The 12701-nt window shown below is 70.2% G+C and carries 13 protein-coding genes; 6 read left to right on the forward strand and 7 right to left on the reverse strand.

What is annotated here, in order from left to right; genetic code table 11:
• The first annotated feature begins 80 nt into the window (after positions 1–80).
• The 4 genes from KNO15_RS06560 to KNO15_RS06575 are packed head-to-tail and all read left to right on the forward strand — an operon-like array spanning position 81 to position 4471.
• Positions 81–1748, forward strand: a complete 1668-nt coding sequence (locus tag KNO15_RS06560; protein WP_241702604.1) for an amidohydrolase — start codon at positions 81–83, stop codon at positions 1746–1748.
• 41 nt (positions 1749–1789) lie between these two features.
• Positions 1790–2686 carry an ABC transporter substrate-binding protein gene (locus KNO15_RS06565; protein ID WP_241702605.1) on the forward strand — a complete coding sequence of 299 codons (897 nt, stop codon included), beginning with the start codon at positions 1790–1792 and terminating at the stop codon, positions 2684–2686.
• Positions 2670–3692 carry an amino acid ABC transporter permease gene (locus KNO15_RS06570; RefSeq protein WP_241702606.1) on the forward strand — a complete coding sequence of 341 codons (1023 nt, stop codon included), beginning with the start codon at positions 2670–2672 and terminating at the stop codon, positions 3690–3692. Before KNO15_RS06565 ends, KNO15_RS06570 begins: the two co-directional genes overlap by 17 nt.
• Positions 3689–4471, forward strand: coding sequence for an amino acid ABC transporter ATP-binding protein (locus KNO15_RS06575; protein ID WP_278046468.1), 783 nt, complete (start codon positions 3689–3691; stop codon positions 4469–4471). Before KNO15_RS06570 ends, KNO15_RS06575 begins: the two co-directional genes overlap by 4 nt.
• A gap of 106 nt (positions 4472–4577) precedes the next feature.
• On the opposite strand, the gene rlmB is transcribed toward KNO15_RS06575, so the two are convergent.
• From rlmB to KNO15_RS06600, 5 genes are all read right to left on the reverse strand, one after another.
• Positions 4578–5597, reverse strand: coding sequence for a 23S rRNA (guanosine(2251)-2'-O)-methyltransferase RlmB (gene rlmB, locus KNO15_RS06580; RefSeq protein ID WP_241702607.1), 1020 nt, complete (start codon positions 5595–5597; stop codon positions 4578–4580).
• Complete coding sequence (gene cysS, locus KNO15_RS06585; protein WP_241702608.1) at positions 5594–7027, reverse strand: cysteine--tRNA ligase; 1434 nt, start codon at positions 7025–7027, stop codon at positions 5594–5596. Before cysS ends, rlmB begins: the two co-directional genes overlap by 4 nt.
• Before the next feature lie 9 nt (positions 7028–7036).
• Positions 7037–7420, reverse strand: coding sequence for a nuclear transport factor 2 family protein (locus KNO15_RS06590; RefSeq protein WP_241702609.1), 384 nt, complete (start codon positions 7418–7420; stop codon positions 7037–7039).
• A gap of 40 nt (positions 7421–7460) precedes the next feature.
• Positions 7461–8627: a 2-C-methyl-D-erythritol 4-phosphate cytidylyltransferase gene (gene ispD, locus KNO15_RS06595; protein WP_241702610.1), complete on the reverse strand. Its 1167-nt coding sequence runs from the start codon at positions 8625–8627 to the stop codon at positions 7461–7463.
• A gap of 97 nt (positions 8628–8724) precedes the next feature.
• Positions 8725–9207 (reverse strand): CarD family transcriptional regulator, encoded by a 483-nt coding sequence (locus tag KNO15_RS06600; protein ID WP_021763858.1) that lies wholly within the window; start codon positions 9205–9207, stop codon positions 8725–8727.
• 179 nt (positions 9208–9386) lie between these two features.
• On the opposite strand from KNO15_RS06600, the gene KNO15_RS06605 reads away from it, so the two are divergent.
• On the forward strand, positions 9387–9890 hold the full coding sequence (locus KNO15_RS06605) for a hypothetical protein (protein ID WP_241702611.1): 504 nt from the start codon (positions 9387–9389) through the stop codon (positions 9888–9890).
• Positions 9891–9957: 67 nt separating this feature from the next.
• On the opposite strand, the gene KNO15_RS06610 is transcribed toward KNO15_RS06605, so the two are convergent.
• Positions 9958–10641 carry a response regulator transcription factor gene (locus KNO15_RS06610; protein ID WP_241702612.1) on the reverse strand — a complete coding sequence of 228 codons (684 nt, stop codon included), beginning with the start codon at positions 10639–10641 and terminating at the stop codon, positions 9958–9960.
• Positions 10638–11789, reverse strand: coding sequence for a sensor histidine kinase (locus KNO15_RS06615; RefSeq protein ID WP_241702613.1), 1152 nt, complete (start codon positions 11787–11789; stop codon positions 10638–10640). The genes KNO15_RS06610 and KNO15_RS06615 overlap by 4 nt, the downstream gene beginning before the upstream one ends.
• Positions 11790–11980: 191 nt before the next feature.
• Here KNO15_RS06615 and phoU point away from each other — a divergent pair, with 191 nt between their 5' ends.
• Entirely contained in the window at positions 11981–12637 is a 657-nt protein-coding gene (gene phoU, locus KNO15_RS06620; RefSeq protein WP_241702614.1) for a phosphate signaling complex protein PhoU, read from the forward strand.
• Positions 12638–12701: the final 64 nt, after the last annotated feature.

Consider the following 12701-nt stretch of genomic DNA (forward strand, 5'->3'; position numbering starts at 1 on the left):
TTCTTAATCGATTGAGTTTGATCCGACCGGACGGATTCCCCCTCGCCGCACAGCCGCGGCGACGAAGAGACGGGTGGCACGTGGCACAGGAGCTCGACCTCGCATTCGTGGACGGCATGGTGTTCGACGGGGTGTCCGACACCCCCTCGCGCGTCGACGTCGGCGTCGCCGAAGGGCGCATCGCCGCCCTCGGAGCCGACGTGGCCGGCCGCATCGGCGAGCGCACCAGGATCGTCGACCTCACCGGCCGCCTCCTCCTCCCCGGACTGATCGACTCCCACGTGCACCCGGTCGAGGCGGGCGTCGAGCGCCTGAACTGCGACCTCTCCTCCGGCTGGACGCGCGAGGACTACCTGCGCATGATCGCGGCGTACGCGGCAGCCGACCCCGACCGCGAGTGGATCGTCGGCGGAGGCTGGCAGCAGGCCGCCTTCCCCGGTGGCGCGCCGCTCGCCGCCGACCTCGACGCCATCTGCACCGACCGGCCGATCGTGATGTCCAACCGCGACCACCACAGCGCATGGGTCAACTCCGAGGCGCTCCGCCGTGCGGGCATCGACCGCGACACCCCCGACCCGGTCGACGGCCGGATCGAGCGCGACGCCGACGGCTCGCCCACGGGGACGCTGCACGAGGGAGCCAGGATGCTCGCGCTCCGCCTCGCCCCCAGCCCCACCGCCGACGAGCAGTACGCCGGCCTGCTGGAGGCCCAGCGGCACCTCCACTCCTTCGGGATCACCGGATGGCAGGACGCGCTGATCGGCGACTACGGCAACCACTCCTCCGGCATCGTCGACGCCTACCAGCGCGCGATGGACGACGGAGCGCTGAAGGCACGCGTGAACGGAGCCATCTGGTGGGAGCGCGAGCGCGGCGCCGAGCAGATCGCGCGCATCCAGGAGCTCCGCGAGCGGTTCCAGGGCGAGTGGTTCCGGGTCGGCACCGTCAAGGTGATGCAGGACGGGATCGTCGAGAACCGCACCGCGGCCATGATCGAGCCGTACGTGCACCGCTGCGGCCCGGGCGAGACCCACGACGACGGCATCTCGTTCGTCGACCCCGACCTGCTGGCCGACTACGTGGCCCGGCTCGACGCCCTCGGCTTCCAGGTGCACTTCCACGCGATCGGCGACCGCGGGGTGCGTGAGGCGCTCGACGCGGTCGCCGCCGCCCGCACGGCCAACGGCGCGAGCGGGATCACCCACCACATCGCCCACCTCCAGGTGGTGCATCCCGACGACCACCCGCGGTTCGCCGCGCTCGGCGTCGCCGCGAACATCCAGGCGCTGTGGGCCTGCTACGACCCTCAGATGGTCGAGCTGAACGTCCCGCTGCTGGGAGCCGAGCGAACGACCACCCAGTACCCGTTCGGCTCGCTCCTGGCGAGCGGCGCCCACCTCTGCGCCGGGTCGGACTGGCCCGTCACGAGCCCCGACCCGTGGCTCGGCATCCATGTGGCGGTCAACCGCCGGCTGCCGGAGTGGCACCCCGACCACAACCCGGAGGCATTCCTCCCCAGTGAGAGCCTCCGCCTCGCCGACGCTCTGCGCGCCTACACCAGCGGCGCCGCACGCATCAACGGCCGCGACGACCTGACCGGGTCGATCGCGGTGGGCGCCTGGGCCGACCTGGCCGTCGTCGACCGCGACCCGTTCGCCCACCCCGCGGACACCATCGCCGACACCCGCACCATCGAGACCTTCGTCGCCGGGGAGTCCGTGTACACGGCCGCCCCCGTCGCGAGCTGACGGTCGCTCCCCCGCACAGCACACCCCCAAGGAGACGCACCATGAGAAACCGCACCCTCACCGTCCTCGCCGTGGCCGCCGTCGCCGCCGTGCTCACCGGCTGCTCCAGCGGCGCCGCAGGCAGCGCGGACCGGCAGACCGCGCTGACGGACCTGAAGCTGGGCACGGACAGCTCCGCCGCCGCGATGCTGCCCTCCGACATCCAGAAGGCCGGCAAGCTGGTCGTCGGCGTCGACCCGACGTACGCGCCCAACGAGTTCAAGGACAAGGACGGCGCCCCCATCGGCTGGGAGATCGACCTGATCGACGCCGTCGCCGCCAAGCTCGGGGTGAAGACCGACTACCGGGTCGCGAAGTTCGACAACATCGTCCCGAGCATCCTGGGCCAGAAGTACGACATGGGCCTCGGCGGCTACTACGACACGAAGAAGCGCGAGGAGACGCTCGACATGGTCGACTTCTTCACGGCGGGCAACCAGTTCGCCTCGCCCGCCGCGAAGCCGATCACGAACGAGCTGGACGTCTGCGGCCTCAAGATCGCCGTGCAGAACGGCGGCTCGGCACCGCTGGTGTACCTGCCGGAGGTCGACAAGAAGTGCGAGGCGGCCGGCAAGCCGAAGACGAACCAGCTCGGCTACGACACCCAGGACGACGCCACCGCCGCCGTCACGCTCGGCCGCGCCGACGCGATGGTCGCCGACTCCCCCGTCATCGGCTACGCCGCCAAGCTCAGCAAGGGCAAGCTCGTCACGTCGCCGATCTACGACTCGCTCCTCTCCGGCACTCCGGTGAAGAAGGACCGCGGACAGTTCGCCCAGGCGATCCTCGCGGCCCTGCAGTCCCTGCAGAAGGACGGCAGCTACACGAAGATCCTCAGCTACTGGGGCGTCGAGAACGGCGCGCTCGACACCATGCAGATCAATGGCGCGACCGAGTAGCGCGCCCGGGGCCGGCACAGCCACGCGCGGTGCCGGCCGCCGGCGATCCGGTGATCCGGGCCTCCACCCGGTGACCGGTGCCCCCGCCATCCGCTCGACGCCGGTCCGGCACCCCTGGCGGGCGGTGGCGGGCGTGGTGATCGTCCTCGCCATCGTGCTGTTCGTCATCGACGCCGGCCGGCGTGAGGCGTACGACTGGGCGGCGTTCGCCCAGTACCTCCTCGATCCCCGCATCGTGCAGGCCGCGGGGGTCACCCTGCTCCTCACAGTGCTCTCGATGGCGATCGCGGTGCTTCTCGGCGTGCTCCTGGCGGTCATGCGGCAGAGTCCCAACCCGATCCTGCGGTGGGCCTCCGGCGTCTTCATCTGGATCTTCCGCGGCACGCCGGTCTACGTGCAGCTCGTGTTCTGGGGCCTGCTCTCGACGATCTACAAGACCATCGAGATCGGCATCCCGTTCCAGCAGCCCTGGCTGGTGTTCGAGAGCATCGACCTGTTCGACGTGTTCTGGATCGCGGTCTTCGGCCTCGCCCTCAACGAGGCGGCGTACATGGCCGAGATCGTGCGCGCCGGCCTGCTCTCGGTCGACCAGGGCCAGAAGGAGGCGTCGACGGCGCTCGGCCTCACCCGGTCGCAGATGATGCGCAAGATCGTGCTCCCGCAGGCGATGCGCGTGATCATCCCGCCGACCGGCAACGAGGTCATCTCCATGCTCAAGACCACCTCGCTGGTCACCGCGGTGCCGTTCAGCCTCGACCTCTACACCCGCTCGCGCGATATCTCGGCCGAGACGCTGAACCCCATCCCGCTGCTGCTCGTCGCCTCGGTGTGGTACCTCGCGTTCACCTCGCTGATGATGATCGGCCAGCACTTCCTGGAGCGGCGGTTCGCCCGCGGCTTCGACCAGCGCGGCGGAGGCCACGTGCCGGAGCCGATGCCGGAGACGGTCGCGATCGGCGCCGCCGATGCCCCCTCCTCCACCCCGACCGAAGGAGCAGACCGATGAGCGCGACGACGGCGTCCGCGCGGCCGATGGTCCGCGCGGAGGACGTGCACAAGGCCTACGGGGACCACCATGTGCTGCGCGGCGTGTCCCTCGACGTGCAGCAGGGCGAGGTGGTGTGCGTGATCGGACCGTCCGGCTCCGGCAAATCGACGTTCCTGCGCTGCATCAACCATCTGGAGGGCATCGACGGCGGCCGCATCCTCGTGGACGGCTCCCTCATCGGCTACCGCCAGGTCGGCGACCGCCTGCACGACCTCAAGCCGGCGGAGGCCGCCGCCCAGCGCCGCGACATCGGGATGGTGTTCCAGCGGTTCAACCTGTTCCCGCACCTCTCGGTGCTCGAGAACGTGACCACCGCCCCGATCATGGTGGGCGGGCAGAAGCCGGAGCAGGCCGCCGCCCGCGCCCGCGAACTGCTCGACCGGGTCGGCTTGGGCGCCAAGGCGAACGCCTTCCCCGGTCAGCTCTCCGGCGGCCAGCAGCAGCGGGTGGCGATCGCCCGCGCCCTCGCGATGGACCCGAAGCTGATGCTCTTCGACGAGCCGACCTCCGCGCTCGACCCCGAGCTGGTCGGCGAGGTGCTCGACGTGATGAAGGGGCTCGCGCAGTCAGGCATGACCATGGTCGTCGTCACGCACGAGATCGGCTTCGCCCGGGAGGTCGGCGACACGCTCGTCTTCATGGACGGCGGTGTGGTGGTCGAGTCGGGCGACCCGCGTCGGATGATCGCCGACCCCCAGCACCAGCGCACCCGCACGTTCCTCTCGCACGTGCTCTGACGCAGAACGCCGAGTCCGCAGACACTCTGCGGACTCGGCGGTTCTCGGACGACCTCCCGCGTTCCCGCGCGGCTATCGGCGGGCGGGGGCTATCGGCGGGCGCGGGCTATCGGCTGGCCTGGGACTCGGACCGCAGCTTCGCGATCTCGTAGAGCGTGACGCTCGCGGCGATGCCGGCGTTCAGCGACTCGGTGGTGGCCGAGATCGGGATCGACACCACGGCGTCGCAGGTCTCGGTCACGAGCCGCGACAGGCCCTTGCCCTCGCTGCCGACCACGATCACGACCGGACGGTCGGCGAACGACAGCCCCGGGAGCGACGTGTCGCCTCCGCCGTCGAGGCCGAGCACGAAGACACCGGCCTTCTTGAACTCCTTGAGCGTCGCCGTCAGGTTGGAGGCCATCGCGACGGGAGTGCGTGCAGCAGCGCCCGCGGAAGTCTTCCAGGCCGCGGCCGTCATCCCGACCGAGCGGCGCTGCGGGACGATCACGCCCTGCCCGCCGAACGCCGCGGTCGAGCGGATGATCGCGCCGAGGTTGCGCGGGTCGGTGATCCCGTCCAGGGCGACGAACAGCGGGGTCTGGCCCTTGCGGAGCGTCAGGTCGAGCAGCTCGCCCGGGTGGGCGTACTCGTACGGCGGCACCTTGAGCGCGACGCCCTGGTGCACGGCGTCGCGGCCGGCCAGACGGTCGAGCTCCGGACGCATCACTTCGAGCACCGGGATGGCGCGGCCGGTGGCGATCGACAGGATCTCCCTCATCCGGTCGTCCATCTCGACCCGGGCCGCGATGTAGAGCGTGGAGGCCGGGATGGCCGCGCGCAGCGCCTCCAGCACCGAGTTGCGGCCGGTGACGATCTCGCTCTCGTCGCCGCTCTTGGCGCGGCGGGCGGCACCGGAGGCCCCGCGCGGTGCGCCGTCACGGCCGCCGCGCTGCTCCGCTTTGGCCGCCGCGCGCTCGCGCAGCTGCTTGTTCTTGTAGGCGACGTGGTACTCGCGGTCCTCCGCCTTCGGCGTCGGTCCGCGGCCCTCGAGCGCCTTGCGGCCGTGTCCGCCGGTGCCGACCTGCGCGCCCTTCTTGCTCTTCCTCACAGCGCCCGCGCGGGGCTTGCCACCCGAGTTCTTCATGCTTCGATACTCCAATGCGACCCCGTCGGGGTGTCCTCGATACTGATTCCCGCGGCGGTCAGCTCGTCGCGGATGCGGTCTGCGGCGGCGAAGTCGCGCGTCTGGCGCGCCTCCTGCCGGTCGTCGAGCAGCCGCCCGACGAGGGTTGCGAGCGCGTGCTCCGCCGCACTCGAGCCCGCCGAGTGCCACTGGGGCGACAACGGGTTGATGCCGAGCACCTCGGTCATCGCCAGCACGTGGCCGCGCGCGCTCGCGGCGGCCTCCAAGTCTTCCGCATCCAGCGCCGCGTTTCCTGAACGCACGGTGTCGTGGAGGACGGCGAGAGCCTGGGGCACGGCGAGGTCGTCGTCCATGGCCTCGGCGAACGCGCCCGGCACGGTCTCCACGCCGCTGCCGGCGAACCTGGTTCCGGCGAGCCGGCGGTCGACGCGCTCGAAGAAGCCGGAGATGCGCTCCAGCGCCGCCTCCGCCTCGCTGAGCGACCCGTCGTGGTAGTCGATCGTCGACCTGTAATGGGCCGAGCCGAGGTAGTAGCGCACGACGAGCGGACGCGCCGCCCCCAGCAGGTCGGCCGCGTAGACGGAGTTGCCGAGCGACTTGCTCATCTTCTGCCCGTTGACATGCACGAGCCCGTTGTGCACCCAGTACGACGCGAAGCCGTCACCTGCGGCGGTGGACTGTGCGAGCTCGTTCTCGTGGTGCGGGAACCGCAGATCGAGGCCGCCGCCGTGGATGTCGAACGCCGGCCCGAGATAGCGGCGCGACATCGCGGAGCACTCGATGTGCCAGCCCGGGCGTCCCTCGCCCCACGGCGAGGGGAACGCGGCGGACGAGGGCTCGTCGCTCTTGCGCCCCTTCCAGAGCGCGAAGTCGCGCGGGTCGCGCTTGGCGCGCGGGTCGGCGTCGGCCGCGGCCTCCATGTTGTCGATGCTCTGCCTGGTCAGCTCGCCGTACGCGGGCCAGCTCTTCACATCGAAATAGACGTCACCGGAGCCGTCGCCCGCCACGTAAGCGTGGCCGCGCTCGATCAGGCGGCCGATCAGCTCCTGCATCTGCGGGATGCTCGCGGTCGCGCGCGGCTCGTAGGTGGGAGGCTGAACGCCGAGCGCGGTGTAGCCGGCCGTGAACTCGAGCTCGAACCGGTAGGCGAGCGCCCACCACTCCTCCGAACCGCCCTGCGCCTGAGCGGTGACCGCGTTGACGAGGATCTTGTCGTCGATGTCGGTGACATTGCGCACGAGGGTCACGTCGAGCCCGCGGTAGGCCAGCCAGCGCCGCAGCTGGTCGTAGACCAGCGCCGAACGCAGGTGGCCGATGTGCGGCGACGACTGCACCGTCGGGCCGCAGACGTACATTCCCACCGCGCCAGGGCGCAGCGGGATGAAGTCGCGGAGGGCCCCGGCCTTGGTGTCGAAGAGTCGCAGAGTCACGGCCTAAGCCTACGGGGCCGCGCGTCGAGCGAGCGCCTCGTTGACCGGCGCGAACGCCACCCGGTCGAAGATCAGCTCGATCCGCGTGATGGCATCGCCCGCCACGGTCACCAGCTCGACGCACGGCACCGCCCCGGCCGCCGTGTCCGTGACGAAGTCGTAGACCACGCATGCACGGTCGCCGTCGGCGAAGACCTCGCGGAGGTCGTTGCGGACCAGGGCGGGAAGCAGCCGGTTCAGCGCGCCCAGCCACTCGTCCCTGCCGAACGCCGCGCCCGCGAAGATCGCGGACAGGTCATCAGCGAGCAGGCCGCCGACCGTCTCGAGGTCGTGGGCGCCGACCGCTTCGATGTACTGCCGCGCGATGGCGGCGCTCTGCTGTTCCCGCGTCATGGCGATCCCTTCCACCGGCCAGGGTAGTGAGTGGGCGCCGTCAGCGCAGCAGTGCGGTGGCGAAGACCGCGATCCCCTCGCTCCGGCCGGTGAAGCCGAGGCCGTCGGTGGTGGTCGCGGCGATCGAGACGGGGGCGCCGAGGATGCCGGACAGGAGTTCCTCAGCCTCGCGCCTCCGCGGCGCGAACTTCGGGCGCTGCCCGATGATCTGCACGGACACATTGCCGATGTGGAGGCCTGCCGCCTCGACCAGCCGACGCGACTCGGTCAGGAACACCTCGCCGTGCGCGCCGGCGAACCGCGGGTCGCCCGTCCCGAAGATCCCGCCGATGTCGCCGAGCCCTGCGGCGCCGAGCAGGGCGTCCACGATGGCGTGACAGGCGGCGTCCCCGTCGCTGTGGCCGGAGAGGCCCGGCTCGTCCGGCCAGTGCAGGCCGGCGAGCCAGAGCTCTGCAGACGGGTCGAACGCGTGCGTGTCGGTGCCGAGCCCGATACGCGGCAGCGTCGTCGGCTGCGACGGAGGCGCGATGAGGTCGTGTGCGCGCTGGAGGTCGTGCGGCGTCGTTATCTTGAACGCCAGCGCCTCCCCCGGCACCACCGTGACCGCGAAGCCGGCGGCCGCGATCAGGCCGGCGTCATCGGTCTCATCGGTCGTCGCGGCCGCATAGGCCGCGAGGAGCTGATCGCGGGGGAAGCCTTGCGGCGTCTGCACCGCCGCGAGCGCCGAACGGTCCACCGTCTCGTGCACCGTGCCGTCGGCGGCGACGCGCTTGATGGTGTCGCTCACCGGGAGGCCCGGAATGACGCCGTGACCCGTCTCGGCCACGGCGGCCACGACCGCGTCGAACAGCCGGCTGGGGGTGAGGGCGCGGGCCGCATCGTGGACCAGGACGACCTCCACGTCATCGGCGAGCGCCGCGAGTCCCGCCGCCACAGACTGCTGTCTGGTCGCTCCGCCCGGCACGACGCTCACGGGTCGGCCGAACACCGCCACTGCGATCGCCGATGCCTCCTCGACGCGGCCGGCGGGCACGACCAGCACCGCGTCCGCTGCGTGTCGCATGCCCCGCACGGCATAGAGGGAACGCTCCAGAAGCGTCGGGCCGTCGAGACGCACGAACGCCTTCGGCAGCTCGGCTCCGAGCCGCGTGCCCGACCCGGCCGCAACGACGACGACCGCGACGCGCGGCCCGCTGTGGGTGCTCATGCCCCGAGACTACCGCCCGGCCCTACGCCGACGGCCCCGCTGCCGGAGCAGCGGGGCCGTCGAACGCGAATGCATCGCGGAGCGGGTGAATCGCGGGCTACGAGGCGAGCACCTCGTCGAGGAGGCTCGACGCCTTCTCGTCGTCGGTCTTCTCGGCCAGGGCGAGCTCGGAGATGAGAATCTGCCGGGCCTTGGCCAGCATGCGCTTCTCGCCGGCGGAAAGGCCGCGGTCCTGATCGCGGCGCCACAGGTCTCGGACGACCTCGGAGACCTTGATGACGTCGCCCGACGCCAGCTTCTCGAGGTTCGCCTTGTAGCGGCGCGACCAGTTGGTCGGCTCCTCGGTGAAGGGAGCGCGCAGCACCTCGAAGACGCGGTCGAGGCCCTCCTTGCCGATCACGTCGCGCACGCCGACCAGGTCGACGTTCTCGGCGGGGACCTCGATGGTCAGATCGCCCTGCGTGACGTTGAGCTTGAGGTACAGCTTCTCTTCACCCTTGATGATTCTTTTCTTGACCTCGGTGATCGTTGCAGCACCGTGATGGGGGTAAACGACGGTTTCGCCAACCTCGAAAAGCATAGATATGTTGTCCCTTCAGCAACGAATAGGATACCACACGAGGCACATGCTAAGGTTCGCCCTCGCACCTCCGGCAGGCGCCGGAACGCCTGTCGGCATACGGTAAACTCGTGCTGAAATCCGCTTCGTAACAGGGCATCAGCGCGCCGTCGAGCGGAACGATTCGGAGGGTCATTCCAGTGAAAGCTCGCGTCGCGGCGTCCATCGTCCTCGCCCTGGCGGTCGCAGTCGGCACGGCCGGGTGCGGCCTCATCGCCCCGCAGGCGACCACGAAGCACTACGACCCGAGCGACGGCGTCGGCGGCAGCGTCGGCGCGATCGACGTGCGCAACGCCTTCATCGTGACCGACGGCACCGGCGGCACCGTGGGCAACCTCGTCGTCTCGCTGGTCAACACCGACACCAAGAGCCACCGGGTGGCCATCACCTCCGGTTCCTCCGGCGCCGCGGCCGAGATCACCGTCGAGCCCGGCCAGGTCAAGGTCGTCGGCAAAGACCCCAAGACGGCGTCGTCGAACAATGTCTTCCTGACGCCGTTCGACGCACTGCCCGGCAGCCTCTACCCGGTCTACTTCCAGTACGGCGACGCGACGGGCGTCAAGCTGCAGGTCCCCGTCCTCGACGGCGGGCTCCCCGACTACAAGAAGCTGGTGCCGCCGGCGATCCTGCCCGGCCAGGGCTGATCACCGAGCTCAACACGTCGAAAGCCGCCCTCGCGAATCGCGAGGGCGGCTTCGTCGTTCCCGCAGGTCAGGCGTTGAAGCGGTAGCCGAGCCCGCGCACCGTGACCAGCATCTGCGGGTCGGACGGGCTCTCCTCGATGCGCGACCGGATGCGCTTGATGTGCACGTCGAGCGTCTTGGTGTCGCCGAAGTAATCGCTGCCCCAGACGCGATCGATGAGCTGGCCGCGCGTCAGCACCCGCCCCGCGTTGCGCAGCAGCAGCTCCAGCAGCTCGAATTCCTTCAGCGGCATGGAGATCTCGCCGCCGTTCACGGCGACGGTGTGCCGATCGACGTCCATGCGCACGGTGCCGGCCTCCAGGATGCCGTCGTCCGCCAATTCGGCCTCGTCCACCCGGCGGCGCAGCACGGCGCGGATGCGCGCGAGCAGCTCGCGCGACGAGTACGGCTTGGTGACGTAGTCGTCGGCGCCGAGCTCGAGCCCCACGACGATGTCGACTTCCGAGTCCTTGGCGGTCAGCATGATGATCGGGACGGTCGACCGCGTGCGGATCTCGCGGCAGACCTCGGTTCCGGGGATGCCGGGGAGCATAAGGTCGAGCAGGATCAGGTCTGCTCCGATGCGGTCGAACTCGGCGAGCGCCGTCGGTCCGTCCTCGGCGACCGTCACCTCGTATCCCTCGCGCTTGAGCAGATACGCGAGGGGCTCGCTGAGGGCGGCCTCGTCCTCGACGAGCAGGATGGCTGTCACAGGTTCTCTCCAATCGGGGGACGCACGGTGGCCGCCTCCGGCAGCCGGATGGTGAAGGTGGAGCCACGCCCGGGCTGGGACCAGACCCGGACCTCGCCGCCGTGGTTCTGCACGGCGTGCTTGACGATCGCGAGGCCGAGCCCAGTGCCCCCGGTGTTGCGGGAGCGGGCCTGGTCCACGCGGAAGAACCGTTCGAAGACGCGGTCGAGGTCGTCCTCCGGAATGCCCTCGCCCTGGTCGGTCACCGCGATCTCGACGACGCCGTCGACGGTGCGTACGCCGATGCCGACGCGGGAATCCTCCGGCGAGTACTGGATGGCGTTCGAGATGAGGTTGTGCACGGCGGTGACGAGGAGGGCTTCGTTGCCGATGACGCTGGCATCCTTCTCGCCGCGCATCGCGATCTCGATCTGCCGCGCCTCCGCTGCGACGCGGTTCTGGTCGATCGCGGCCCTGACGACCTTCTTGGCCGAGAGCTGCTCGGCGTCGCCGAGCGCGTCGGCGGCCTGCAGCCGGCTCAACTCGATGATGTCCTGCGTGATGCGGGCCAGCCGGGAGGCCTCCTCGCTGAGGCGGAGCGCGAACCGTCGCACCTGCTCCGGGTCGTCCGACGCGTCGTCGAGCGCCTCGGCGAGCAGGGACACCGCACCGATCGGCGTCTTCAGCTCGTGACTGATGTTGGCGACGAAGTCGCGTCGCACCGACTCGAGCCGGAAGGACTCCGTGCGGTCCTCCGCCAGCAGCAGGATGTAACGCGAGCCCAGTCGCGCCACACGCACGCTCAGGTGGATGTTGGCGTCGCCGAACGGTCCGCGCGCGAGTTCGCACTCCTCGGTCACCGGCTCGCCCGTGCGCCGCACGCGGTCGACGAGCTCCACGAGGTGCGGATGCACCAGCAGCCCGTTCCAGACCAGGCCGATGGCGTGCGCCCCGGGAGAAGCCTTGATCACGTTGTTGGACGGGTCGAGGACGACGCCGGCCGACTCCATCGCGTCGAGCACTTGGTCGACGCCGTCCGGCACCGCGGGATTGGAGACCGCGGCCGCGTGATCACCGCGCCGGGCGGCGATGTGGAGGATCCAGACGAACCCCGCGCCGACGGCCAGCCCCAGCCCCAGCGAGAGCAGCACCAACCAGGCGGAGTCCATACCCAAAGCGTAGGTGATCACATCGGGAGCGCCGTGACCGATCCGCCTCTCCACCGCGTGTTTTCGCGGGTACGTTAGACAGTGTTCAGGTTGACGGCACCAACCGTTAACCTCCCGAGGCGAGCATGCTCACGGGGTCGTCCGACCCTCGTATCCCGCGTGCCCGCGCACGCCCAGGAAGGATCCATCCCATGCGCGAAGTTTTCCAGCAGGAGCTGGCCGAAGTCCAGGACCGGCTGGTCGAGATCGCCGAGCTGGTCGTCCGCTCGATCCGCAGCGCTACGCAGGCGTTCAACGAGTCCGACGTGTCCCTCGCCGAAGAGGTCATCGCCAACGACCACCGCATCGACGAGCTGACGGTGGTGCTGGACGAGCTGTCGATTCAGATCCTCGCCCGTCAGCAGCCCGTCGCCCGCGACCTGCGCATCGTGGTCAGCGCGCTGCGCATCAGTGCCTCGCTCGAGCGGATGGGCGACATGGCCGAGCACATCGCACAGCTCGCGCGCTACCGCTTCCCGGACAAGGTCGTGCCCAAGAGCCTCCGCTCGACGTTCGCCGAGATGGGGCGCCTCGACGTGCAGATCGCCGAGAAGCTCGCCGAGCTGCTGCGCACCCAGGACATCCGCCTGGCCGACGAGATCCGCAACGACGACGACGACATCGACGAGCTGCACGCCAGCGTGTTCGACAAGGTGCTCGGCGAGACTTGGAAGGGCCAGGCCGTCGACACGGTCGACGCGACCCTCGCGAGCCGGTACCACGAGCGCTTCGCCGACCACGCGGTCTCGATCGCCAAGAAGGTTCAGTACCTCGCGACGGGCGACTGGGCCCCCGAGGTCGCCGTCTGACCCTCGCCCGCTTCTCGTCGACCGCCGAGGCGGCAGATTCTCTGCCGCCTCGGCGGTTTTCGTA

This window comes from Leifsonia shinshuensis, from assembly GCF_022606355.1.
In the GTDB taxonomy this organism is placed as follows: Bacteria; Actinomycetota; Actinomycetes; order Actinomycetales; family Microbacteriaceae; genus Leifsonia; species Leifsonia shinshuensis_B.

Excerpts from the sequence above, each read along its gene's own strand:
- KNO15_RS06565 (WP_241702605.1), top strand. The coding sequence starts at position 1,790 with ATGAGAAACCGCACCCTCACCGTCCTCGCCGTGGCCGCCGTCGCCGCC.
- KNO15_RS06570 (WP_241702606.1), top strand. The coding sequence starts at position 2,670 with ATGGCGCGACCGAGTAGCGCGCCCGGGGCCGGCACAGCCACGCGCGGT.
- KNO15_RS06575 (WP_278046468.1), top strand. The coding sequence starts at position 3,689 with ATGAGCGCGACGACGGCGTCCGCGCGGCCGATGGTCCGCGCGGAGGAC.
- rlmB (WP_241702607.1), bottom strand. The coding sequence starts at position 5,597 with ATGAAGAACTCGGGTGGCAAGCCCCGCGCGGGCGCTGTGAGGAAGAGC.
- KNO15_RS06590 (WP_241702609.1), bottom strand. The coding sequence starts at position 7,420 with ATGACGCGGGAACAGCAGAGCGCCGCCATCGCGCGGCAGTACATCGAA.
- ispD (WP_241702610.1), bottom strand. The coding sequence starts at position 8,627 with ATGAGCACCCACAGCGGGCCGCGCGTCGCGGTCGTCGTCGTTGCGGCC.
- KNO15_RS06600 (WP_021763858.1), bottom strand. The coding sequence starts at position 9,207 with ATGCTTTTCGAGGTTGGCGAAACCGTCGTTTACCCCCATCACGGTGCT.
- KNO15_RS06615 (WP_241702613.1), bottom strand. The coding sequence starts at position 11,789 with ATGGACTCCGCCTGGTTGGTGCTGCTCTCGCTGGGGCTGGGGCTGGCC.
- phoU (WP_241702614.1), top strand. The coding sequence starts at position 11,981 with ATGCGCGAAGTTTTCCAGCAGGAGCTGGCCGAAGTCCAGGACCGGCTG.